Below are 25512 nucleotides of genomic sequence, written 5' to 3'. Positions count from 1 at the left end.
ATTATCAGATGATAAAAGTTGGAATAGTCGGTGCGGCTGGATATTCTGGAGTTGAGTTAATTAAACTGCTTTTGAATCATCCGGAAGCTGAGATAAAAAAATTATTTGGTCAATCTACGGCAGGCTTGCGAATTGATGAAGTTCATACTTCGTTGAGAAATTTAATTTCCCTTCAGATTGAAAATTTTTCTGAAGAGTTACTCGGCGAGCTTGATTTGATTTTTGTTGCTCTTCCATCAGGACAAGCTTTTGAATTTGTAAGAGCAGCATACAACAAAAATGTGAAAGTAATTGATATTGGTGGTGATTTTAGATTGAAAAATATTGATGATTATAAAAAATATTATAAACATGAGCATAAAGCACTGGAACTTCTTGATAAAGCTGTCTATGGTTTAAGTGAATGGAACGAGGCTGAAATCTCAAATGCAAAAATTGTTTCTAATCCAGGATGTTATCCAACAAGTATTTTGCTTGCCCTTCTTCCATTACTTAAAAATGATTTGATAGATAGTTCTTTTGTTAGTATTGTTTCTTACAGCGGAACTTCGGGTGCGGGTAAATCAGCAGTTCAAAACATGATATTTAGCGAAGTTAACGAGAATGTGAGAGCATACAAAGTTGGTAATCATCAGCATATTCCAGAAATAAAATATTATCTTGAAACTTTTGGTAATAAATCAGTGAATTTTTCTTTTGTGCCTCATCTGCTTCCTGCTACACGAGGAATTTATACTACAATTAATGCACAATTGAAAAATGGTGTTGATGAAAAAATTATTAAAGAAGCATACTTATCAGCATATTTATCAAAACCATTCATTAGATTTTTAGAAAATTCAATTCCTGAAATGAAAGATGTTGCATACACAAACTTTTGTGATATTGGATTTGTAATTAACGAGAACAATTCTATAACAGTCTTTTCTGCAATAGATAACTTAATAAAAGGTGCCGCGGGTCAGGCACTTCAAAACATGAATATTTTATTTGATTTACCACAAGAAACAGGATTATTGAAATGGAACAAGAATATGAAGTTGCAGTCGAAATGAAAACTGGAATTACTGCACCAAAAGGATATAAAGCTGCAGGAATTCATTGCGGAGTTAAGAGATTCAAAAAAGATTTGGCTCTTATTGTATCAGATGTTCCTGCTATTGCCGCAGGTGTTTTTACTCAGAATAAAGTTCAGGCAGCTCCAGTTTTGCTTTCTAAAAAACATCTTTATGAAAATGATAAATTCCGAGCAATTATAATAAACAGCGGCAATGCAAATGCATGCACTGGTGAAAGAGGTTATAATGATGCTGTTATGATGGCTGAATTAACTGCAAGAGAATTAAATATTCGTCCCGAAGAAGTTTTTGTTTCATCAACTGGAGTTATTGGTGAACCTCTTCCAATGGAAAAAATTTCTGTTGGAATTAAAAAAATTGTACATCACCTTAGTGACGACGATAATAATTCATCTGCAGAAGCAATTTTAACAACAGATACTTTTATCAAAACAGCTTCAAGGAGTTTTGAAATAAATGACAAAACAGTTACGATTGGCGGAATTGCAAAAGGTTCGGGAATGATTCATCCGAACATGGCAACAATGCTTGCTTTTATTACAACCGATGCTGCAATTGAAAAGAATGTTTTTCAAAATATGCTGAAAGATATAACAGATAAGACATTCAATAGAATTGTAGTTGATGGAGACACAAGTACAAATGATATGGTGATTGCACTCGCAAATGGAATGTCAGGAATAAATCCAATAATTGCAGAATCAGAAGCATATAAAATTTTTTATGATAATCTTTATGAAGTTTTGAAAAAATTATCAATCGATATAGTAAAAGATGGAGAAGGTGCAACAAAATTAGTAGAGATAAATGTTGAAGGTGCAAAAAACGATGATGAAGCTCTTAAAGCTGCAAAGACTGTTGCTCTTTCACCTCTTGTTAAAACTGCTATTCATGGAGAAGATGCAAACTGGGGAAGAATTATTGCTGCCGTAGGTTATTCGGGTGTAGACTTTGACCCGGCAAAATTTGAAATAATAATTAATGATGTCCCAATCTTGCTGCAAAATTATCATGTTGCACTTCCAGCAAAAGAAGCAAACAAAACTCTAAAACCAAAGGAAATAAATTTGTTGTTAAGATTAAACATTGGCAGCGGCAAAGCTACTTGCTGGACCTGTGATTTTTCTGAAGAGTATGTAAAAATTAATGGGAGTTACAGAACTTGACTCAGCCTAATTACAGAAAAGAAGATGTACTCGTAGAAGCATTGCCATACATTCAGCAATTTGAAAATGCTGTCTTTGTAATTAAGTATGGCGGAGCAGTAATGCACGATGAATCATTAAAACAAATGGTTGCTCAGGATGTTACACTTTTGAGAAAAATTGGAATTAATGTAGTTGTAGTTCATGGTGGAGGAAAAGAAATTACTTCATTATCAGAAAAGTTAAACCTAAAAACCACATTTGTAAATGGACAGCGTTATACAGATGAACAAACCCGCGATGTTGTTCAAATGGTTCTTGCTGGATTAATTAATAAAGATATTGTAAGAAGAATTAATATTTACGGCGGAAGAGCAGTTGGAATTAGCGGAATTGATGCAAGTCTTGTTAATGTAAAAAAATATAACAAAGAAGATTTAGGTTTGGTCGGAGAAATTACAAATGTCAACGAAACATTTATTAGAAATTTATTGAAAGATGGATACCTTCCTGTAATTGCTCCAATTGGTGTGGATGAAGAAGGAACAATTTATAATGTTAATGCTGATATTGCAGCAGGTAACATTGCTGGTGCACTCAATGCAACAAAACTTGTTTATATGACAGACATTGAAGGAGTTAAAGCTGGCAATCAATTAATTTCTCATCTTACAAAAAGTGATGCAGAAAAATTCATTAATGATGGAACAATTACAGGCGGCATGATTCCAAAAGTAAATTCTGCTTTGTCTGCTCTTGATGCTGGCGTCCAGAAAGTTCACATAATTGATGGAAGAATTCAGCATGCCCTTCTGCTTGAAATATTTACAAAAGAAGGTGTAGGAACCGAGATTGTATCAGATTAAAATCAAATAAAAGGTGATTTATGAGCAGAAAGCTTGAAGATATTCAAAAACGACATGCATTAATTAAATCCTTGATTTCTTCACAGAATATTTATAATCAAACTCAGCTTGTAAAAATTCTTAGACAGAAAGGAATCAAAGTAACACAGGCAACATTATCGCGGGATTTAACTGACCTTGGTGTTGTTAGAGTTCCTACTTCTGAAGGACTTGTTTATAAACTTGGCAGCGAAGGCGGTGATGGAGCTCTTAAATCCAGAATAGCAGAAGAAATAATTTCTATTGAATCTAATGAATGTGTTGTTCTTGTTAAAACTTTTTTAGGAAGAGCACAAGGTGTTGCAGTCTATATCGATAAACAAAATGAACCAGAAATTCTTGGCACAATCGCAGGCGATGATACAATAATTGTAGTTCCTAAAACTATTAAGAACATTAAAAAAGTAATTGAACAATTAAAAATAATATTAGGGATAAAGTAATATGAGCAAGCAAAAAATAGTTGTAGCTTATTCAGGTGGACTTGATACTTCTGTAATGGTTCACTGGCTTAAAAAAAATTATGATGCTGAGATAATCACATTTACTGGCAACCTTGGCCAATCAAAAGAATTAGAAGGTCTTGAAGAAAAAGCTCTCAAGTCAGGAGCTTCTAAAGTATACATTGAAGATTTAACAAAAGAATTTATTGAAGAATATGCTTTCCCAGCATTAAAAGCTGGAGCTCTTTACGAAGGAGCTTACCCAATGGCTACATCACTTGGCAGACCTCTTCTTGCAAAAGCTCTTGTCGAAATTGCAAAGAAAGAAAATGCTTCTATGGTTGCGCATGGATGTACAGGCAAAGGGAACGACCAAGTTCGTTTTGAAGTTTCTGTTGGTGCTCTTGCCCCAGATATTAAATGTATTGCACCTCTAAGAACATGGGAATTTAAATCAAGAGAAGAAGAAATTGATTATGCCATTGCAAACAAGATTCCTGTTGCAGCAACAAAAAGCAATCCATATTCAATTGATGATAACATCTGGGGAACAGCAATTGAATGCGGTGTGCTTGAAGACCCAATGGTTGAACCACCAGAAGATGCATTTTTACATACAGTTTCTCCAGAAAATGCACCTGATGAACCCGAATTGGTAACTATTGAATTTGAAGCTGGAATTCCAAAAAGTGTTAATGGAAAAGAAATGGACAGCGTTTCACTCGTCAAATTATTAAATGAAATTGGTGGAAGAAATGCTGTTGGAAGAATTGATATGATTGAAAATCGATTAGTTGGAATTAAATCAAGAGAAGTTTATGAAGCTCCTGCAGCTACAATTCTTCATTTTGCACATAAAGAACTTGAGAGAATTACACTTGAAAAATCTGTAATGCATTACAAAACTTTAATCTCTCAAGAATATTCCAACTTGATTTACAATGGTCTCTGGTTTACTCCATTGAGAGAAGCTCTTCAGGCTTTTATAGATAAAACACAGGAAAAAGTAACTGGACTTGTTAAACTGAAACTTTATAAAGGAACAATCAGAATTTCTGGCAGAACATCACCATATTCACTTTACGACCCTGCTCTTGCTACTTACACAGTTGAAGACCAATTTGACCATTCAGCATCCGAAGGATTTATAAAAATTTATGGACTGCCTTACAAAACTATCAACAGAGTAATGCAAAAAGCAGAAGCAGAAAATAAATTATCGGTATGATTAATGGCTATCTGGAACAGTAGATTTAAAAAGCAGCTCGCAGAATCGGCATTAAAATTTTCTTCATCAATTGATATTGATGGAAAATTATTTAGTGAAGATATTGAAGGAAGTATAGCTCATGTTAAAATGCTTTCAAAGCAAAAAATTATTTCAAAGAATGATGAAAAGAAAATCATAAATGCAATTGAAGAAATTAGAAATGAAATTATCACCGGCAAATTAAAACTTGATTGGAAAAAAGAAGATATTCATTCAGCAATCGAAGAAAGATTGGTTGAAAAAATTGGAGAAACTGGAAAGCGGCTTCACACTGCAAGAAGCCGCAACGACCAGATTGCTTTAGATGAACGACTATACATGAGAAAAGAAATTCATGATTTAATGAAAATTATTTTATCTCTTCAGAAAGTATTATTGAAATTAGCAGAAGAACATAAGGCAACAATTATTCCGGGTTACACTCATCTTCAGAGAGCTCAACCAATTTTATTTGCTCATCATCTGCTTGCATATGTCGAAATGTTTCAGAGGGATAAAGAAAGACTTAATGATTTAATGAAAAGAGTAAATAAATCTCCGCTTGGGGCATCAGCATTTGCAGGAACATCAATTAATATTGATAGAAATTATTCTTCTAAACTTTTGAAAATGAATGGAATAATTGAAAATAGTATTGATGCTGTAAGCGACCGCGATACTTTAATCGAATTAATTTCAGCTTGTTCAATAATCATGATGCACCTGAGCAGATTGAGTGAAGAATTAATTTTATGGAGTTCTCAAGAATTTTCCTTTGCATCTTTTGATGATGAATATGCAACAGGCAGCAGTCTTATGCCGCAGAAAAAAAATCCAGACTTTGCAGAATTAATCCGCGGAAAAACTGGAAGAGTTTATGGTTCTTTAATTGGATTATTAACAATTATGAAAGCTCTTCCGCTTGCTTATAATCGTGATATGCAGGAAGATAAATTTCATCTTTTTAATGCTGTAGATACTACAAAAGATTGTTTGAACATAATGTCGGAATTACTTTCTCACACAAATTTTAATAAGAACAGATTTGAAGATGAATTGACAGGGGATTTATCTTTAGCCACAGACCTTGTTGATTATCTAGTAAAGAAAGATGTTCCATTCAGAAAAGCACATCATATTGTTGGAAATATTATTTCAAAATGTGTAGAAGAAAATATTAAGCTGCATCATTTATCATTAAAGGATTATAAAAAATTCCATCCTAAATTTGAAAACGATATTTATAATCTCTTCAATCCGAGAACGAGTATTAACAACAAAAAATCTGCAGGAAGCACTTCATTTGCAGAAGTTGAGAAGCAAATTAAGAAGTGGAAAAAAATTTTATAGGCTGTCTAAAAAGCAAAACTGTATAAATCATTCATAATCAATTTTATCTTTTTTTGAAGTTTTACTTTTTAGACAGCTCTTTTTATATCTTCTTACTTGTTGTTTCCGTTTTCAAGAAGATTATCGAGATAAAGTTCATAAGCTCCTAAGTCTAAAAATCCGTGACCTGAAAGATTAAATAAAATTGTTTTTGCTTCATCAGTTTCTTTACATTTTAGTGCCTGTTCAATTGCTTCTTTGACAGCATGAGAACTTTCCGGAGCTGGAACAATTCCTTCACATTGAGCAAAAAGTTGTGCTGCTCTGAAAACTTCCTGCTGTTCATAAGCTTTTGCTGTTATTGCACCAATGTTGTAAAGAAGTGAAATTGTTGGAGCCATTCCATGATATCGTAAACCTCCAGCATGAATTTTAGGAGGAATAAAATCATGTCCAAGTGTATACATTTTAATAAGTGGAGTTAAACCTGCTTCGTCGCCAAAGTCATAATCATATTTTCCTTTTGTGAGAGATGGACACGAAGCTGGCTCAACTGCAATTACTTCAAGATTCTTTTTCGAACCATTTAATTTGTCACGCAAAAATGGAAATGCAATTCCTGCAAAATTACTTCCTCCCCCAACACATCCGATTACAATATCAGGATATTCATCAATCATTTCCATTTGAAGGCGAGCTTCTTCACCAATAATTGTTTGATGCAATAGAACATGATTTAATACGCTGCCGAGGCTATAATTTGTATCGTCTCTTTGAACAGCAACTTCAATTGCTTCGCTTATTGCAATGCCAAGTGAGCCCGGCGAATTGGGGTCTTTTTCAAGAACTTTTCTTCCAGCATTTGTTAAATCAGTTGGACTAGCGTGAACTGTGGCACCAAATAATCTCATAAAAGTTTTTCGATAAGGTTTTTGATTATAACTTACTTTAACCATGAACACTTCACATTCTAAACCAAAATGTTTGCATGCCATTGCAAGTGCACTTCCCCATTGACCAGCTCCGGTTTCAGTTACAAGTTTTTTGATGCCTGCTTTTTTATTGTAGTATGCCTGTGCGTATGATGTGTTTGTTTTGTGGCTTCCTGTTGGATTTGCACCTTCATACTTGAAATAAATTTTAGCAGGTGTTTGAAGTTCATTTTCTAAATTTGCTGCTCTGATTAATGGTGTTGGGCGGCTTAATCGATATAAATCTCTAACTTCATCAGGAATTTCAATAAATCTTTCTTGAGAAACTTCCTGCATAATTAAGTCCATCGGAAAAATTGCAGAAAGTTCTTGCGGTGTAGCAGGTTGTTTTGTTATAGGGTTTAATGGCGGATCCATTGGAACAGGCAGGTCAGCTAAAATATTGTAATAATGAGTAGGCATTCTGGATTGTTCGAGAAAAACAATTTTGTTTTCTGACATTTTTTCACCTCCTTAATTGTTAGATTTAACAGAAAGTTTTAAAACAAAAAAGCCGTGAACGGTTCTACCATCCACGGCTCTTCTTTAAAAAGATTATAGTCCTAGGACGGTAGAGAAGGTCTTCTCCACCACCACCAATAATTTTCAATATTTACATTCTTGAAATTCATGGTTCAAAAGTAATTTTTGAATTTTGTTTTGTCAAGAAAAAATTTTGGTAAGCAAATTATATTTATTTTATTTGAATAAGTTAATCTTGATAATAAGCTAATCTTAATGTTAGATTGTGTTGTAGAAAATTTAGAAAATTATAAAAGAGATTCTTGGGTTAATGCAAAATGATTGAGCCTCCCGTAAAAATACTAATTGAAGCAGAAGCAAATTTAGTTCGTAAAAATAAAATAGTTGATGAGAGCTGGGATTTTAAAAAAGCTAACACAAAGGAATATACTCATTGCTTTCATGCATATCCTGCTATGATGATACCTCAAGTAGCAAGAAGACTTATAGAAAATTTTGGCAAGAATGCTGATATTTTATTTGATCCTTACTGCGGGACTGGAACTTCATTAGTTGAAGCTAATCTTTTCGGCATTAATGCAATCGGTACAGATATTAATCCATTAGCAAGATTGATTGCTAAAGCTAAAACTACTGTTATTGACATAAACGAATTGGATATTTTTATAAATGATTTCATAGATTACATTTTTTCTGTAAGCTTTGGGACAGAAAAAACTAAATCAGTAATTATTCCTCAAGTAAAAAATATTGATTATTGGTTTTCAAAGGATGTTCAACAGAAATTAGGGATTATTCTTGGTTACATTGAGAGCATTATTGATATGAAGATTAAAAACTTTTTCAAAGTTGCTTTTAGTGAAACAGTACGAGAATCATCATTTATCAAACAGGGGGAATTTAAGTTAGTAAGAGATAAGAATCTGAAAGAGAAAAATGATAAAGATGTTTTTGGAATAATGATTTCAAAACTTACAAGAAACAAGGCAGGTCTTTTAGAATTTATTGATGCACATAAAAGCAACTCGCTTACATTTGTTTATGATTTTAATACAGTCAATAACATACCCGAAAACATAATTAAACCTAATTCAATTGATATTGTTGTTACATCACCACCTTATGGAGACTCTCGAACAACAGTAGCTTATGGTCAATATTCTCGTTTTTCAAATGAGTGGCTTGGGTTCAAAGAAGCAAATCAAGTCGATAAGTTGTTAATGGGAGGAGAAAAAAGAAAACATACTCATATTTTTAAAAGTGATATACTTAATGATGTAGTCAATGCGATTCAAAAAAGAGATAAAGAACGAGCACGTGATGTTATTTCTTTTTATGAAGATTATGAAAAGTCGATAAATAATATTTCTGTTGTAGTAAAGCATGGCGGATTTGTTTGTTATGTTGTAGGAAATAGAACAGTAAAAGGAATAAAAATTCCCACCGATGAAAATAACTGCAGAATTATTTGAGTCAAATGGTTTTATTCACATCGAAACAATTGTTAGAAATATTCCAAATAAAAGAATGCCGCTTAAAAATAGCCCCACAAATGTAGCAGGCGAAACATCCACAACGATGAAAAACGAATACATAGTAATTTGTCAGAAAAAATAAAATGCAATTAAAAGAATTAATAAAACACTTAGAAAGTTTGAAGCTAAAAGGATTCATTAAATCTTTGAGAAAGGGTCCTACAGGTATAGGCCATCTGCTTGAAAAAAAGCTTGGGCTTTTGGAAACAAATATAGCTGTGCCAGATATTGGGGGAAGAGTTGAACTGAAAGCAACGAGAAGAAACACAAATTCTTTGATTACTCTGTTTACATTTAATAAAGGTGTATGGAAAATTAATCAGAAGGAATTAATTAATAGATACGGATATAAAGATGAAAAAAATAGACAAGCACTTTACAATATTGTAAATGTTAAAACACCAAACACTCAAGGATTTTATTTAATCACTGATAAAGAAAAACATTTGATTATATTAAAAAACATAAATGAAATAGAACATATTGCAGAATGGAGTACATATGTAATTGCAGGAAAATTTATGACAAAACTTGATAGACTACTGCTGATTATAGCTAATAACTAATTTGAAAATGATGCTGAGTTCTTTCATTTCAATGAAGCTTATTTACTTGAAAATCCAACCCCAGAAAAATTTTTAGATGCTTTTGAAAAAAATGAATTAATGATTGATTTAAGGATGCATATAAAAGAATCAGGTGGAGTTAGAAATCATGGCACTGGTTTTAGAATTTCAGAAAGAAATCTTGTTAATCTGTATTCAAAAAAAAGAAAATTGCTATAATTTTGAAGACAAACCAATAATTAAATTGCCACAAAATTAACCGCACTTATTAATCGAATTCTGTTTTTTACTTAATTTTTTTCGAAAATTTTGCTTGACAAAAAAATTATCTTAAGTTATTTTGAAACGTTCTTATTTGTTCAATACCGTTCTATTATATTATGAATTTATTCATCTGGGTTTTATTAAATTATAATAAGTCTGTAATAAATTATTTTAGGGGGTTACCATGCAAAAAAAGTTTTACATTTTTCTTTTCTTTTTAATCATATCTTTCCCAATACAAATAATCCTTGCCCAGGGAAGCGGGAGTATCAGCGGAAGAGTTGTTGATAAAGGAACAGGCGAACCATTAATTGGTGCAAACGTACTAATTTTAAATACAAGTCTTGGTGCTGCAACAGATTATGATGGAAAATTTATTATTCATCATATACCTGTAGGTAAAAGAACCTTACAAGTTTCGTACATTGGTTATCAAACTCAAAAATTGGAAATCGAGGTAACCACAAAACAACTCTTTTTGGGCGATATTCAACTAACTCCGACAGCAATAGAATTTGAAATTGAAGTTACTGCACAGGCAAAAGGTCAGCGAGAAGCAATTAATCAACAATTGACTTCTAATACAATAAAAAATGTTGTTTCAGCAGAAAGAATTCGTGAACTGCCGGATGAAAGTGCCGCTGCAGCTTTGAGCAGATTGCCAGGTATGTCACTTATGGATGGAGATAAAGTTGTTGTAAGAGGAATTCAGGCAAAGCAAAATGTAATATTGATGAATGGTATTCAGCTACCCTCTACAGATATGAATGACCGCTCTGTTAACCTTGGTTTTATTTCTTCAAATATGTTATCAGGTATTGAAGTAATAAAAGTTCTCACTCCTGATATGGATGCAAATGCTATAGGTGGTGTTGTAAACTTAAGAATTATGGAAGCTCCGGAAAAATTCCATTTTGATATTTTATCTCAGGGAACTTATAACAGACAGGATAGAACTTACGACAATTATAAATTCTGGGTAAGTGCAAGCAATAGATTCTGGAATAATAAACTTGGTGTTTTTGTTCAGGGGAATGCAGACCGCTCAAATGCAGGTAATGATTTTACAAACGCTGGTTATCAAAAAGGTGTTGATACTTCTGGATATGGGAATGCAGAATACAGAATGATTGACTTTGCTTTTCAAGATGAAGAAAATATAATAAGCAATGTTGGTGGAAGTGTTATTCTTGATTATCAACTGCCAAATGGTAAAATCATTTTACAAAACACACTGGCTCATACTATAAACGACATAGCAAGATACAGAACAGAATTTGACTTTGCTGAAAACAGTTTGTTCTTCACTCTGAATAGAGATAAACATAATAAAGAACTTCTTATCAATGCTCTTCAAACAGAATATAATTTTGGAAACATCAAAACTGAGCTAAGCCTTTCACATTCATATTCAGATAAGAATACTGATATCAGATATGGTGACCCCGGCTTGGAATTTGGATTCCGCGAAAAAACTGGTCAACCTTTTGTTGATTATGTAGATGGAAAAATGGTCTATGTTAATTATGTAAGAGCAAGAGATTACATGACTCCAGATGATGTTTACAAAATTAAACTTGACCCAGACGCATGGAAGAGAAGCCCAATTTATGGATGGTCAGGGATGCGTTCAGAAGCATTCAGACAAAATTTATATACAGCAAAACTTGATTTTACCATACCGTTAAGTTTTGGTCAAATTGCTTCGGGTAAAATTAAACTTGGTGGTAAATATGATTACTCAAAAAGAACTAATAATGTTGAAGAAAGTTACCACAGAGTAGGTGACCCTGATTTTTATAATGCTGTAAGTAACTTTTTCCCAGGTAAAGTTATTAGCAATTCATCTCCTCTTATGTTTACTGATGTAAGAAACAACGATTATGAACGCGGCAATTATTTTCTTGATGGCACATACAAATTTGAATATGCAATTGATAAAAGTGTTATGGATGCCTTTATGCCGAAAGCTGTAAGCGGCTGGTTAAAATCAAGACATAGAGCAAAATCAGAACGTGATGATTTTGATGGAAAAGAAACATTTAAAGCTGGCTATTTAATGGGGGAATTTAATGTTGGCAGCAGAATTAATTTAATTCTTGGTGTTAGATATGAACATTTTAACATGAATTATAAAGCCAACTTTTTCTATGTAACTCATGCAGTCGATGGGGATGGTGTTCTCTTCGATACATTGAACAGATCCAATCGAAATGATGAAAACTTTTTCCCAAATGTACAATTAAGATATAAAATTAATGAATGGGCAGATTTAAGAGCAGCTTATACAAAATCAATTTCAAGACCTGATTATTTGGCTATCTTACCAAATATCTATTTTGAACCAGGTGGAGGTGCATCAGCTGGCAACCCAAATCTTAAGCCTACTGTAACAAACAATTACGATTTGGCATTATATCTCTACAGTAACAAAATAGGATTATTTACCGTAACCGGATTTTATAAGAAGTTGAAAGATGTATTTTTCAATACACAATTTTATTATCAAAATATTAAAGCATGGAATGTATGGTTCCCCGATTCAGCTCTCTGGAAAAAATTAAATGTACAGGCACCTAACAGGTCTCAGCTTGTCAGTTCTTATGTTAATAATCCTAATCCAGGTTATCTAAGAGGGTTTGAAATTGAATGGCAAACAAACTTCTGGTATCTGCCCAAACCATTTAATTCACTTGTATTAAATATCAATTATACAAGAACTTGGTCGAAAATGGATTATCAAGTAATTGAAAATATAGATTCTGTCGCAGGTTCTGGTATAAAACAGAAACATTACTATTTGACTAAATCAAGAATCTATACAGGAAGATTACTTCATCAAGCAGACCATATTCTAAACATTGCTATTGGTGTTGATTACAAAGGTTTTTCAGGAAGAATTTCCTACAATTTGAAAGATGCTGTTACATCTTATGTGGGAGTTAGACCAGAGGAAGATCAGCTAACAACTGCAATTCATAAATGGGATTTAACCTTACAACAAAAACTTCCAATAGATGGATTAACAATAGCTTTCAATGGCATTAATTTATTCCGTAAACCAATAAAAACTTATAGAGATTTCAGAAGACCAAACACTACTCAAATTATTTCAAATTTAGCTTCGACAACTTATAGTCCTACTTTCTATGAAGTTTCTCTTAGATATAGTTTATAAAAAATATTTATGAATAATAGCGGAGGTAAAATGTCATAAAAAATATTTTAATATTCTTATTACTGTAACATCTAACTTAAATTAATAACAAAATAATAGGAGGTAACCATGAGGAAATATGTAAAATTTATTCTGGTATTAATTCTCTTTATTGCGGGCACTTCAATAGCACAAAATCTTAGTGATTATGTAGAACAATTTAGAGGAGATACTGCAGTTGTTAAGCCGGGAGATAATACGCTGTATGGTGCAATAGTATATGATAGTAATCCTCCTGCTGGGAGAGTTTATCTTTTGAAAAAGAACGAGGTTTACAGTCTTGCAAGTAATCCTACTACAAGCGATAAAATACACACAAAGATTATTGGGGAGGACAGCAGACCGCTTGTAACCAATAAAGATGCAGACTCTCATCCACCAGTAATTTGTGGTTCTGGAACAAATACTGGAGGAATCAATTTTGGTGGAGATGTTACAGTAAAGAATGTTAATATGATTCCTGCATCAGCAACAAATAATCTTGGATGGACATTCTTCTGGGGTTCTAAAGCTGGCTGCACTGTTACTTTGGAAAATTGTTTATTTGAACGCACAAGATGGGTATTTGTTGCTTCCAATCAGGTTGAGGGTACAAAACTTTACATCAATGGCTGCTACTTTGTTAATATGAGTGGTCAACCTTGCAGACGTAATGGCGGTGTTTATGATAATGTTGAACATAATACAGATGTTATCTGGGTTGAAAACAGCACTCATGTTATGGCTCAAGGTATGTTATATAAATTTAGAAATTATCCAGTAAAAGAAGTATTTGTTAACCATAATACATTTGTTAACTGTGCAGGAATTGTTTTCGAAAATCAAGGTTATGTAAGCAATATGATAATTGCTAACAACATTTTTGTTAACAGCAATATGCAGCCCTATTGTCCATCATTAGACTTGAGTGAAACAGACCTTGATTTACAGCCAACGGGATTAATTAATGTGAGAGATTTGCCAGCTGATTATGAACAGGTAGATAGAAAAGTTTTAGTTACTAATAATAATGCTTACTGGGATAGCTACTTTGCTGATATGCATCAAGTACTTGCACAGAGAAAGACTAATAATACTGATAAATGGTCTTCTCAAATGATTAGAATGAATGCACGCACACAGGCAATGTTTGATAATAATCAGAAATATCCTTATCTGGTTGAAGGCAACTGGTTCTCGGTTGATCCAAAATTTAAAGACCCACAAGATTTATTTAGTGATGCTATTAAATCACAAATTAGAGAATTCTGCTTAAATACAGTTGATACAACAAACAGCACTGCTGTATTGAATTTATGGAGAAAAGTTTACAGCGAAGCAGAATATCCTCATGTTTCTGACTGGCCTATTCCAGTTGATTTGTCGTATACAAATGCAACATTGTTAACTGCTGGATTAGGCGGATTCCCACTTGGTGATTTGAACTGGTTCCCAGATAAAAAAGCTCAATGGCTTGCACAAAGAGATGCTGAAATTGCAGCTCTCAAAAATGCCTTGAATAAAGGTCAATTGCCAACTGATGTTGAGAGCGCAGAAATTATTCCAACTGATTTCAATGTTTATCAGAATTATCCAAACCCATTCAACCCATCTACTACAATTACTTATGATTTGCCAAAATCTGGTAATGTAGTTATTAAAGTTTATAATCTGCTTGGTAAAGAAGTAGCTACTTTGTATAATGGATTCCAGCAGGCAGGTAATCATAAAGTTAAATTTGATGCAAGCAACCTTACCAGTGGTGTTTATATCTATACTGTTCAATTTGGAAATAATTCCATTTCCAAGAAGATGATTCTGATGAAGTAAACTAATTCTTTTTTATTCATTCTTTTTAAGTGGAAGCGTTCGAATAGAATGCTTCCACTAATTTTTTTGTAGAATTTTCAAATGCTTGTTTAATTAAAATTATTTAAAAGAAATGAATTTTTGTTCCTTACTAAAAGGGGTTAAAATGAAAAAAATAATCTTATCAGTGTTTTTTATAGCAAGCGTGTTTTATGATATTCATGCACAGGAATTACCATTATCTTTTGATGTAGAAAACACTGGTAAAAATTGTTTGCCGCCGCCCTTGCCTTCATTTAACGAACTGCCAGTGATTAAATCATTGCCAGACCCATTTATGTGGTCTGACAGTACAAAAGGCAGAATTAAAAGTTTTGAAGATTGGCGCTGCAGACGTGCAGAAATTGGTGCAGAAATTCAATATTATGAAACAGGTATTAAACCAGCTCCTCCTGATACTTTATTAGCCGATTTTACTGCAGACAGCACTTTAATTGTTACAATAATTCAAAATGGTGATACACTTGTTTTAACTTCTAAAATAACTTTTCCAAAAGGAGATGGTCCGTTTCCTGCGGTAATTGGAATTGGATTCGGCACAGGAAGTTTGCCTGCTGATATTTTTACAACTCGAGGAATTGCTACAATTCAATATAGATTCTGGGAATTAGCTCCATGGGGTTTTGATGTAAAAAGAGGAACAGGAGGGTTTTATAAACTTTTTCCTGATCCTAAAGTTGGGTTCTTTACTGCATGGGCTTGGGGTGTAAGCAGAATTATTGATGGATTAGAAAAAACTCTGGCTTCAAAAATAAATTTGAGAAGATTGGCAATCACAGGCTGTTCATTTGCGGGTAAAATTGCTCTTTTCTCATCAGCATTTGATGAACGCATTGCTTTAACAATTGCTCAGGAACCTGGAGGTGGCGGTGATGCTGCTTGGCGTGTTACAGAAACTTTGAGTGGAAGCAGAGAAACTCTTCGGAATGCGCAAGGTGCACCATGGTATCATCAAGACTTGCGTCAATTCAATAATGCAGTTAATAAATTGCCATTTGATCACCATGAACTTATGGCTATGATTGCACCAAGAGCTTTATTTGTTCTCGGAAATCCTGATTATGAATGGCTTGCTGAAGAATCAGGACATGTAGGATGTAAGGCAGCTTATGAAGTATGGAAAGCACTTGGTGTTCCAGATAGATTTGGATTCTCTATATTAGGTGGTCATAATCATTGTCAATTGCCAGATGTTCAAAAACCAGAAGTTGTTGCCTTTGTTGAAAAATTTTTGCTCGATAAAAAAGATATTAATACAAATATTCAGCGAAGCCCTTATAATCCTGATTTAACAAAATGGATTACATGGACTACTCCGCAGCTTTCTTTTAATCCGCCAACTTCTGTAAATGAAATTATTGGAGTTGTTGATAAATTTGAACTTTCACAAAATTATCCCAATCCATTTAATCCAAATACAAAAATTTCATTTAGAATTCTTGAAAAAACAAAAGTAACATTGAAAGTTTATGATGTGCTTGGACAAACAATCGATACTTTAATAGATGAAGAAAAAAATCCAGGTGAATATACAATTGTTTATACTCCGCCTTCAATTTCATCAGGGACTTTATTCTATCAGCTTCAAACAGACCACGGTATCATTAGCAAAAAAATGATTTATATGAAATAAAATTCATGAGCATTCTAATGAATAAATCTAATTTTTTAAGAAGTGTCGAAATATTAATTGTAATATTCTTTTTGTCACTAAAATTAACTGCTCAAGTAAAAGATACAAACAGCATTGTGGCAAAAGTTGGAGAAAATTTTTCAATCACTTTTTCAGACCTTCATAATTATGTTCTTGAAAATTTCTATAATAAAATTTTCTTGAATGAAAAATCAAAAGGTTATATTCCTGCACTCAATCGTATTATTAACAACCGATTAAAAGTATTTGATTTTTTTGAAAGAAACCTTCATAAAGATAAAAAACTTATAAAGAATATTAATCGTGCAATTAACGAAGAATTATATAATGAATATTACGAACTAAAATATGCAAATAAGTATGTTACAGATTCTGCTGTTAAAAAAGTTTATGGCATGATGGATAGAATAGTTAATTACAGGACAATACTTCTTAATAAAACTTACAATATGCCGCAGCTATTAATTGATTCTTTAAGAAATTTAGCTTATATGCTGAAAAAGAAAATTGAGGAAGGTGAAGATTTTGGAAAACTTGCAGAAACATATTCTGATGATGAACTATCAAGCAAAAATGGCGGCATTGCAGCTCCAATTGATTGGAAAAAAAGTTTGATGTCAGAAATAAATAATATTGTTTTTCATCTACCTGAAGGTTCAATCAGAATAATTGAAACACCACAAGCATTTTATATAATTAAAATTGATGAAGTAAAAAAAGTAGAAGTTGAACCAATCGAAAATGTAGAATATGAAATACGCTCTGCTTTAAGAGATGCTTTTTCGTATATGAGCATTAAAGATTTTGAAGAAGAACAAAAAAAATTAATTGATGAAGACAAAATTAAATGGAACGAAACTGCAGTCGAAAATATTGTTGCGTGGTCTAAAACTCCCCACTTTTACGAGGGTGCATACAAGGACACAATTAATTCTGCAATTTCTAAGAAAAAGAATTTTACAATTTTAACTTCTCCCAAATCCAAAGTTGATTTGAAAAAGTTTTTACAAATCTTAGATGATGTTTTAATAATGGGACGCTCATCAATCATAAAAGAACAGGATGTGAAAAATTTTATTATAGAAGCATTAAAAATAGAAGCCGTTGCTAAAAAAGCTCGTCAACTTGGACTCGAGAAAAAAGTTTTGAATCCATATCTGAAAAGTAATTTTATGGTAAATGAAATTGTAAAACTTTATGATAAAGAAGTAATTGATAAACAAATTCCAGAACCAGACGAGAATACATTGAAAAAATTTTATGAAAGCAATAAAGATTCTCTTTATTATCACTTAGCAAAAGTTAATATCTATCTTGTGGTTGCAAATGATACTTCGGCAATAAATAGAATGAAAGAAGATTATAAAAATGGTGTGCCTTTTGAAAAGTTAGATAAAATAGTTTTTGTTAAAAGATTTATTCGTAAAAAAACAGGTGAAATAATTTCTGATAATTCAAAAGAGAAACCTGTGCTTGGCAAAATTGCATTTAACATGAATCAGGATGAAATAATTGGTCCAATCGAATATCAAGAAAATGAAAATGAAAAAAAGTATGCATTGATTAAATGCGTCTACAAAAGAGATGAAAAACAATTAACCTATGATGATGTGAAAGATAAAATAAAAAACGACTTTATAAATTATCATAAAGAACAAAAATCAGAAGAATTAATTAAGCAGTTGAAAGATAAATATGGTGTAAAAATTTATGATAATGTTTTGAAAGAAAAATTATTATCGCTGGGGATAGTATTAAATTAATTTTATAAATGAAAAACTAAATTTGAAAACAAATTCTCAAAAGGTGCCAAACATGAAAAACACTAATGTTAAATCTCTATTTTTTGCTGCATTAACATTTATTCTAATTGTTGTGCTTTCTTCAAAAATATTTTCACAAAAGTTGACCCTTAACAATTTGGATTATTTTGAATCAAGAGGTTTTGATGTTTTTGTTTTCAGCAATCAATACACAGGATTTTTCTTTGATGAGAAAACTGCAGGAATTGAATTTATCCATCATGGAGTCCGCACAGCTACAGGAGGCGGAGTTAGATTAAGACATACACCTGAGCAATGGGATTTAGTTCCTATGGTTCAAGAAAGAAAAGTTGACAAGAAAAACAACAGCATTGAAGTTACTCTAAGATATAAAGATTATAATTTTGACTCGAAAATTTTAGTTAAAGGGACAAATGATGGATTAAACATTAGTGTTTTTCTTGATAAACCTCTTCCGAAAGAACTTGAGGGTCATGCAGGATTTAATCTTGAATTTCTCCCTTCCGCTTATTTCGAAAAGACTTATATGATTGATAATAGAACGGGAATTTTTCCGTTATATCCATCTGGACCAGTAGAAGTAAAACCATTGACTGAAAAGATTCCACAATTTGGAGGACACAGAACTTTTGATGACAGAGGCAGAAATGAATTTGTTGAGCCATTGCCAATTGCTGAAGGATCTAAAATTGTTCTTGCACCAGAAGACCCAGAACGTCGAATCCAAATTAACTCGTTGCTTGGCAACTTAATGTTGTTTGATGGACGTAACATTGCTCAAAATGGTTGGTTCGTTGTAAGAAGTTTAATTCCATCAAATACAAAAGGCAAAGTAATTGAATGGAATATAAAAGCATCTACAATTAAAAACTGGATTCGTAAACCAAACATAACTTACTCTCAAGTTGGGTATCATCCTTCTCAAAAAAAATATGCAATAATTGAACTTGATAAGAATGATAAATTTCTGAATTCTGCTGCACTTTATAAACTATTGCCATCAGGACAATTAGTTGAAATACTCAATAAATCTGTAAAGCAATGGGGCAAGTTCCTTCGTTATCAATATGGAATATTTGATTTTAGTAACATTCGTGATACTGGCTTATATGTTATAAAATATGGAGACCAGCTTACAAAACCATTTTCGATTAATCCTAGAGTTTACAAAGATGTATGGCATTTAACACTTTGCCAATTTTTCTCTGTGCAAATGGACCACATGTTTGTTAACGAAGCTTATCGAGTTTGGCATGGACTACCTTATCAGGATGATGCACTTCAAGCTCCTACAAATCATATTCATTTTGACCTTTACAATATGGATTCAACTACTTATACAAAATATAAACCATTTGAAAGAATTCCAGGTATGGCGGTTGGTGGCTGGTTTGATGCCGGAGATTTTGATATTGAAACCCGATCCCATTGCAGTGTTGTTCTTAGTCTTGTTGATACATGGGAATCTTTTAGGTTAACTTACGACCAAACTTTTATCGATAGAAAAACGAAATATGTTGATATTCGAAGACCTGATGGTATTCCCGATTTATTGCAGCAGATAGAACACGGCACTTTACAATTAGTTGCACAACAAAAAAATGTTGGTCATGCAGTTAGAGGAATAATTGTGGGTAATTTGCATCAATATCATCATCTTGGCGATGCATCTACAATTACTGATAATTTACCTTACAATCCTTCATTAAAACCTTATGAGAGAGATGAACATTCAAGCGGGACTATGGATGACAGATGGGTTTTCACAATCAGAATGCCCTGGTTGAATTATTATTCTGCAGCATCTCTTGCAGCTGCTTATCGTGCTCTTAAAGATTATAATAAAGAACTTGCCGATGAAGCATTAAAATATGCAATCAAAGCATGGCAGTTCGAACAATCTGATTCACTTAACAAATTTCAAAGACAGGATGAATTTTTCAGACAGAATACAGATTTGCTTGCAGCGTTAGAATTATATAAATCAACAGGCGATACAACTTATAAAAATTATTTTATGAAAAAATTGTGGCATAGCCTTAATGATACAACAATTGTATGGAATATGTCTGTTGCTGCAAGAGCACTTCAAAGCATGGATGTTGACTTTAAAAATAAATTAATGCCTTTTGTAGAAAAATATAAAAGAACACTCGAAGCTTTGGATAGAGCAAATCCATATGGAGTTCCTCTGGAGACAAGGGGCTGGGGTGCAAATCATATTATTATTAATTGGGCAACAACTAATTACTTCTTATATAAATCTTATCCTGAATTAATTGACCGTGAATATGTTTTAAAAGGATTAAATTACATTTTTGGATGTCATCCATATTCAAATATTTCTTTTGTTTCTGGTGTAGGCGTTCATTCCAAAAAAATTGCTTATGGAAGCAACAGAGCAGATTTCTCTTTTATAGCTGGAGGAGTTGTTCCGGGATTATTGATTTTCAAACCAGATTTTCCTGAAAATAAAGAAGATTGGCCCTTCTTCTGGGGAGAAAATGAATATACGATTAGCATTGCTGCCTCATATATTTTTCTGGCTAATGCTGTCAATGAAATTGTTAATTCAAATTAATTATTTAATTTGCTTTTAATAACTTTGTATATTCTTAAATGATTGAGCGGGATTTATTTTGCAGTCAATAAAGAATCTTAATTATAAATTAGTTTATCTTTCTTTATTTGTTGTTTCTGTTTCTATTGTTGCTTTTGAAATTATATCAACAAGAATTTCTTCGGTAATTTTTGTTTATAACTATGCATTTATCATCTTATCTTTTGCTATACTGGGATTAGGTTGCGGCGGTATTTATTCTTTTTATAAAATCAAAATTAAAGACAAAAACAATCTGAATGAAATTGTTTTTAGATTATTACTCTTCTATGCATTTTCATTAACAGGCTTTATTGTTTTAGTTATCTTATTTTCAATTACAAATCATTTTGTTTTTTTCATATTGTTAATTGTTCCATTTTTCTTGGCGGGAATTATATATTCTGTTTTTTTCGAATACTATTCTGAAATAATTTCCAAATTATATGCTGCCGATTTAATTGGCGCTGCCTTTGGGGCTTTTATTCCAATTTTTCTAATTAAATTTTTTGGTGCACCAAACAGTATTTTTTTCCTTTCTACCTTAATATTATTTTTTTCATTTTTATTGAAGTATAATAATAAAAAGAACAGAGGGTTGTTAATCATTCCACTCTTTGCTTTCATAATTTTATTTATAAATGGGAAAAATGAATTTTTAGGTAAAGTGCCAATCGGTAATTTTCCTGAGAAAGATTTTTATTATGTCTATCCCGATTTAAATGTTCAGGCAAATATTATAGACAGCCGATGGAGCATTTATGGAAGAGCAGACCTCGTTCAATATAGTCATCAAAATGTTGTAAGACAGTTGTTTATTGATGGAGCTGCAGGAACACAGATGTATCATTTTAATGGAGATATAAAAAATCCAGATAAAACAACATTAAGACTTTTGCTTGGCCATTCAACTACTATTCCATTTTTATTTTTATCTGAAAATCAAAAAGATTCGATATTGATAATTGGTCCTGGCGGAGGAAAAGAAGTATTGATAAGCTTGCTCTCTGGAATTAAACAGATAACGGGAGTTGAAATCAATCCTGATTTTGTTGATATAGTTAAAAGTCACAGTAAATTTAATGGCGGCATATACAATAAATTTTCAAATGTGAAAATTATTGTAAGGGAAGGAAGACATTATGTTAAGCAATCAAATAAAAAATTTGACATAATTTTGATTGCATTGCCTTCAACAGAACAACTTCAAAATATAGATGCTCTGGCAATGAGCGAAAATTATTTGCTTACCTCCGAAGCATTATCTGATTACATGAATGTTTTAACAAACGAAGGAATGTTAATTTTAACACTCCATAACAAATGGGAACTGCTGAGATTAATCGTTACTGCAGTAAAAACATTTGAAGAAATTGGAATTTCAAATGTTGATGCTGTCAAACACTTTATTATTCTGGAAGATGAATATGCTCCAACAATTGTGATTAAAAAATTGCCCTTTACTGTAAACGAGATTAATGAATTAAAAAGCAAATTGAAAAATCTTCCCAAGATTTTTCCGCAGGTTACATTTTTACCTTATGATGAAGATTTTAATGTAAGCGGTTCATTTATCAATGACTTATTAGTCAATCTTTCTAATAATAAAATTGATTTGAAAAGTTATATTGAAAATCATCCGTTTGATATTAGTCCAGTTGCAGATGACAAACCATTTTTTTACAAAATTTCAAAGTTATTACCAGATGAAATTAAGTGGCTTTTAATCAGCATCTTAACAATAAATATTTTACTCATTCTTGCAGCTTTAAAATCTTTCAACCGTGAAAAGAATTTTATAAAAATTAAAAGACTTAGAAAAATATTGTTGTTGTTTATTTTGATTGGAATCGGTTTTATGATTATAGAAATTTCTCTCTTTCAAAAATTAATTTTATATGTGGGTTCGCCTACTATTTCACTTTCAATTTTGTTGTTTGCTTTACTTACAGGAATGGGTCTTGGAAGCGGAATGAGAGAAAGAATTATAAAAATAGAAAATTATCAAACACTAAAAATTATTTGCGCCTTAATAATTCTTTATGGTTTTATTGTTTTCTTCTTTGGACAGTTTTTGTTCAGATACTTATTATTATTTAATCAATATTTTGTAATTGCTATAATGATTTTGTTAATAATGCCTTTAGGTATTTTGCTTGGTTTTCTGTTTCCAACACTCATAAGTTTATTAAAGGAAAATAAACTTGATAATTATATTCCATGGATGTATGGAATTAATGCATCAACATCAGTTCTTGGTTCTGTAACAGCATATTCATTGTCAATGTTAACTGGTTTTACATACTCTTTTGTTATTGGTCTTTTGTTTTATTTCTTGTTTGCTTTGTTAATTAATTCAAAAAGAGTTTTATTGCTTTGAAATTGGAATAATAAATTAATTTCTTTTGAATTGATTGAATGCAATTAAAAATCATTTTTCTTTTATGAGATCTGCTGCAATCAATTATTTTTGAAATAAATCAAAATTTTTTTGATAATCTCAGAACTTTTTAACAAGTCGAATTTTTATTTCATCAACATCATCTTTCGGGAAAGATTTCCATTTGCACCAATAAGTTTATATACATAAACTCCGCTTGCTAAGTTACTGCCATTAAATTTTACTTCGTGTCTGCCTGCTGGCTTTTCTCCATTCACCAATGTTGCAACTTTATTTCCAAGAATATCATAGACATTTAACATAATCCAGCTTTTAGATTGCAGCTCAAAACTAATTGTTGTTACTGGATTAAATGGATTTGGAAAATTCTGATAAAGAATAAAATCATTCTTTCTTATAGATTCATCTTCAACATTACTTGATAAAGAACTAAAAATATATTTAGGAGATATTGAAACCACCTGATTATTTTTCCAGCCCAAACCATAAACAGTAAATTCTTCGGGACTATTTACGTAGGCAAATAATTTATCATCTGTTAATTTTATTTTAATATTGGAATTGTTTGAAACAAGAGTTACAGAATCAATATTATGAAGTGAGGTAATAAAATCATTAACATAAAAAATATTTTCTGTAGAAGTTCCGTTGTATCTTACTGTAATCTTTTCATTTTTTTCAAGCCAATCGATGTAAGAATAGTCAGTTGAAATATTTTTATTCAGCCATTCTAATCTTTGTTTAATCCAGTTTTTGAGATAATTAATTTCATCCTCATAAGATTTGAAATAATTTTTGTTGGGCCAGATGTAAGTTTTGCCGTCGAAACACTGATTCCATTTTTCAAAGTTTCTTGTTCTTGCTTCAGAAATTTTACTTATGCAGTCATCTATAAATTTTGAGATTGTTTCGTAACTAAGGATATTATTTTTAAGTTCGTTCCATCTTTTAGCAAATTTATTTTTGAAGATTGGGTCGTTATAAAGTTTGGAGACCCAGAAAGGAATTTGCCAAAAGTCGTTATAAAGTGGAACCTTATACTGCCAGCCATCAGTGCGCCAACCTTCGTAATAATCTGGAAGCCCGAATGTTAAATCAAAATCCCAGATTGGACCTGCACAAAGTTTTTTATTTCTGTCTTTGTAAAAGAAAGTGCTTAATCTGTAAGCATCAACATTTTTTGATAGTTCAAAGATTAAAAACATATCTACAAATGAATCTAAGTCGATATAATTCAAATATCCATAAAAAGGGTCGTTGTAGTTAGTTGTATTCATTATCTTTTCAAAATTTGTAACATAGTTTTTAATGTATTCAGCTTGAGCAGAATTAATTTTCTCAGCATCAGGATATTCATAGATATAAACAATTTTCTGAACTGCACCTTGGAATGGAGGATAAGGGGAAGTCCAAGTTTTATCACCAGGGTCAATTTTATCTATTTTTATAATGTATCCTCCGGTAATTATGTTTTCATCAGTATCAGTTGATTCCAGTTTTGAAATGTTTACTCTGTTTTTATCTCTCTTAATTTTTTCTTGAAGTATGTAAATTCCTCTGTATTCGCCATTAATAATTAGTTCACAAAATTTTGTGCGCGATGAATATCTTCCCATATCGTTGAAAATCTTAAATGCCAAGACATTTCTTAAAAGAGATTTATCTATGTAAGAAGCATTTAAAACCCAGTCGCTTTCTTTTGGCAAACCAAGCAATGAAACATCAATTTCATTTCCAAGTGAATCACGGGTTTCAATTCCATATTGTTTTTTATCGAACTGTTGTGAACTTTGACCTCTGATTTCAATTCCAATTCTTCCATTGTAAGCATTGAAAGGGTCGGTTATGTTATTAACTTTTCCTTCACCATTGTAAATTATTCCCATGTGAGCATCAATTTTGGGTTCATCAACAATTGTTTTTCCTTCTGTATCAATAACAATTATAGGCAAATAAGAAGAAGTGAGCTTGGTTTGAGGAAAAACAAAAGTTGAGAAAATTAGGAAGCATAGAAAAATGAATTTAATGTTATTCATAAAT

16 protein-coding genes and 1 pseudogene are annotated in these 25512 nt (G+C 31.9%); 15 read left to right on the top strand and 2 right to left on the bottom strand.

The features are described from left to right. Nucleotides 1-8 precede the first annotated feature (8 nt). Genes argC through argH form a run of 6 tightly spaced genes read left to right on the top strand, consistent with a single transcriptional unit; the run spans nucleotide 9 to nucleotide 6171 of the window. Complete coding sequence (gene argC, locus AC27L2_RS06090; RefSeq protein ID WP_487210819.1) at nucleotides 9-1055, top strand: N-acetyl-gamma-glutamyl-phosphate reductase; 1047 nt, start codon at nucleotides 9-11, stop codon at nucleotides 1053-1055. After that, entirely contained in the window at nucleotides 1022-2245 is a 1224-nt protein-coding gene (gene argJ, locus AC27L2_RS06085; RefSeq protein ID WP_487210818.1) for a bifunctional glutamate N-acetyltransferase/amino-acid acetyltransferase ArgJ, read from the top strand. The genes argC and argJ overlap by 34 nt, the downstream gene beginning before the upstream one ends. Further along, entirely contained in the window at nucleotides 2242-3090 is an 849-nt protein-coding gene (argB, locus tag AC27L2_RS06080) for an acetylglutamate kinase (protein WP_487210817.1), read from the top strand. The genes argJ and argB overlap by 4 nt, the downstream gene beginning before the upstream one ends. A gap of 20 nt (nucleotides 3091-3110) precedes the next feature. Further along, on the top strand, nucleotides 3111-3572 hold the full coding sequence (gene argR / locus AC27L2_RS06075) for an arginine repressor (protein ID WP_487210816.1): 462 nt from the start codon (nucleotides 3111-3113) through the stop codon (nucleotides 3570-3572). Nucleotide 3573: 1 nt separating this feature from the next. Beyond that, nucleotides 3574-4800 carry an argininosuccinate synthase gene (locus AC27L2_RS06070; protein ID WP_487210815.1) on the top strand — a complete coding sequence of 409 codons (1227 nt, stop codon included), beginning with the start codon at nucleotides 3574-3576 and terminating at the stop codon, nucleotides 4798-4800. A 3-nt stretch (nucleotides 4801-4803) separates the two neighbouring features. After that, on the top strand, nucleotides 4804-6171 hold the full coding sequence (gene argH / locus AC27L2_RS06065; RefSeq protein ID WP_487210814.1) for an argininosuccinate lyase: 1368 nt from the start codon (nucleotides 4804-4806) through the stop codon (nucleotides 6169-6171). Between the two features lie 92 nt (nucleotides 6172-6263). On the opposite strand, the gene AC27L2_RS06060 is transcribed toward argH, so the two are convergent. Continuing rightward, nucleotides 6264-7583 (bottom strand): TrpB-like pyridoxal phosphate-dependent enzyme, encoded by a 1320-nt coding sequence (locus AC27L2_RS06060; RefSeq protein WP_487210813.1) that lies wholly within the window; start codon nucleotides 7581-7583, stop codon nucleotides 6264-6266. A gap of 338 nt (nucleotides 7584-7921) precedes the next feature. On the opposite strand from AC27L2_RS06060, the gene AC27L2_RS06055 reads away from it, so the two are divergent. From AC27L2_RS06055 to AC27L2_RS06015, 9 genes and pseudogenes are all read left to right on the top strand, one after another. Next, a complete protein-coding gene (locus AC27L2_RS06055) occupies nucleotides 7922-9076 on the top strand; it encodes a DNA methyltransferase (protein WP_487210812.1) in 1155 nt (384 codons plus the stop codon). Beyond that, nucleotides 9051-9221: a hypothetical protein gene (locus tag AC27L2_RS06050; RefSeq protein ID WP_487210811.1), complete on the top strand. Its 171-nt coding sequence runs from the start codon at nucleotides 9051-9053 to the stop codon at nucleotides 9219-9221. Before AC27L2_RS06055 ends, AC27L2_RS06050 begins: the two co-directional genes overlap by 26 nt. Before the next feature lies 1 nt (nucleotide 9222). Next, nucleotides 9223-9924 (top strand): annotated as a pseudogene (locus AC27L2_RS06045) (MvaI/BcnI family restriction endonuclease). Nucleotides 9925-10153: 229 nt separating this feature from the next. Then, nucleotides 10154-13147 (top strand): TonB-dependent receptor, encoded by a 2994-nt coding sequence (locus AC27L2_RS06040; RefSeq protein WP_487210810.1) that lies wholly within the window; start codon nucleotides 10154-10156, stop codon nucleotides 13145-13147. A 108-nt stretch (nucleotides 13148-13255) separates the two neighbouring features. Then, nucleotides 13256-14995 (top strand): T9SS type A sorting domain-containing protein, encoded by a 1740-nt coding sequence (locus AC27L2_RS06035; RefSeq protein ID WP_487210809.1) that lies wholly within the window; start codon nucleotides 13256-13258, stop codon nucleotides 14993-14995. 145 nt (nucleotides 14996-15140) lie between these two features. Beyond that, nucleotides 15141-16667 carry a glucuronyl esterase domain-containing protein gene (locus tag AC27L2_RS06030; RefSeq protein WP_487210808.1) on the top strand — a complete coding sequence of 509 codons (1527 nt, stop codon included), beginning with the start codon at nucleotides 15141-15143 and terminating at the stop codon, nucleotides 16665-16667. 17 nt (nucleotides 16668-16684) lie between these two features. Continuing rightward, complete coding sequence (locus tag AC27L2_RS06025) at nucleotides 16685-18451, top strand: peptidylprolyl isomerase (RefSeq protein WP_487210807.1); 1767 nt, start codon at nucleotides 16685-16687, stop codon at nucleotides 18449-18451. A 52-nt stretch (nucleotides 18452-18503) separates the two neighbouring features. Then, complete coding sequence (locus tag AC27L2_RS06020) at nucleotides 18504-21053, top strand: glycoside hydrolase family 9 protein (RefSeq protein ID WP_487210806.1); 2550 nt, start codon at nucleotides 18504-18506, stop codon at nucleotides 21051-21053. 58 nt (nucleotides 21054-21111) lie between these two features. Then, nucleotides 21112-23451 carry a spermine/spermidine synthase domain-containing protein gene (locus AC27L2_RS06015; protein WP_487210804.1) on the top strand — a complete coding sequence of 780 codons (2340 nt, stop codon included), beginning with the start codon at nucleotides 21112-21114 and terminating at the stop codon, nucleotides 23449-23451. Between the two features lie 146 nt (nucleotides 23452-23597). On the opposite strand, the gene AC27L2_RS06010 is transcribed toward AC27L2_RS06015, so the two are convergent. Further along, on the bottom strand, nucleotides 23598-25508 hold the full coding sequence (locus AC27L2_RS06010) for a CotH kinase family protein (protein ID WP_487210803.1): 1911 nt from the start codon (nucleotides 25506-25508) through the stop codon (nucleotides 23598-23600). Nucleotides 25509-25512: the final 4 nt, after the last annotated feature.

The sequence above is a fragment of the Rosettibacter sp. KY25 genome, assembly GCF_057554405.1.
This window is presented reverse-complemented; position numbering and strand designations above follow the sequence as displayed.

Excerpts from the sequence above, each read along its gene's own strand:
- argC (WP_487210819.1), top strand. The coding sequence starts at position 9 with ATGATAAAAGTTGGAATAGTCGGTGCGGCTGGATATTCTGGAGTTGAG.
- argJ (WP_487210818.1), top strand. The coding sequence starts at position 1,022 with ATGGAACAAGAATATGAAGTTGCAGTCGAAATGAAAACTGGAATTACT.
- argR (WP_487210816.1), top strand. The coding sequence starts at position 3,111 with ATGAGCAGAAAGCTTGAAGATATTCAAAAACGACATGCATTAATTAAA.
- AC27L2_RS06070 (WP_487210815.1), top strand. The coding sequence starts at position 3,574 with ATGAGCAAGCAAAAAATAGTTGTAGCTTATTCAGGTGGACTTGATACT.
- argH (WP_487210814.1), top strand. The coding sequence starts at position 4,804 with ATGGCTATCTGGAACAGTAGATTTAAAAAGCAGCTCGCAGAATCGGCA.
- AC27L2_RS06060 (WP_487210813.1), bottom strand. The coding sequence starts at position 7,583 with ATGTCAGAAAACAAAATTGTTTTTCTCGAACAATCCAGAATGCCTACT.
- AC27L2_RS06055 (WP_487210812.1), top strand. The coding sequence starts at position 7,922 with ATGATTGAGCCTCCCGTAAAAATACTAATTGAAGCAGAAGCAAATTTA.
- AC27L2_RS06050 (WP_487210811.1), top strand. The coding sequence starts at position 9,051 with ATGAAAATAACTGCAGAATTATTTGAGTCAAATGGTTTTATTCACATC.
- AC27L2_RS06040 (WP_487210810.1), top strand. The coding sequence starts at position 10,154 with ATGCAAAAAAAGTTTTACATTTTTCTTTTCTTTTTAATCATATCTTTC.
- AC27L2_RS06035 (WP_487210809.1), top strand. The coding sequence starts at position 13,256 with ATGAGGAAATATGTAAAATTTATTCTGGTATTAATTCTCTTTATTGCG.
- AC27L2_RS06030 (WP_487210808.1), top strand. The coding sequence starts at position 15,141 with ATGAAAAAAATAATCTTATCAGTGTTTTTTATAGCAAGCGTGTTTTAT.
- AC27L2_RS06025 (WP_487210807.1), top strand. The coding sequence starts at position 16,685 with ATGAATAAATCTAATTTTTTAAGAAGTGTCGAAATATTAATTGTAATA.
- AC27L2_RS06020 (WP_487210806.1), top strand. The coding sequence starts at position 18,504 with ATGAAAAACACTAATGTTAAATCTCTATTTTTTGCTGCATTAACATTT.
- AC27L2_RS06010 (WP_487210803.1), bottom strand. The coding sequence starts at position 25,508 with ATGAATAACATTAAATTCATTTTTCTATGCTTCCTAATTTTCTCAACT.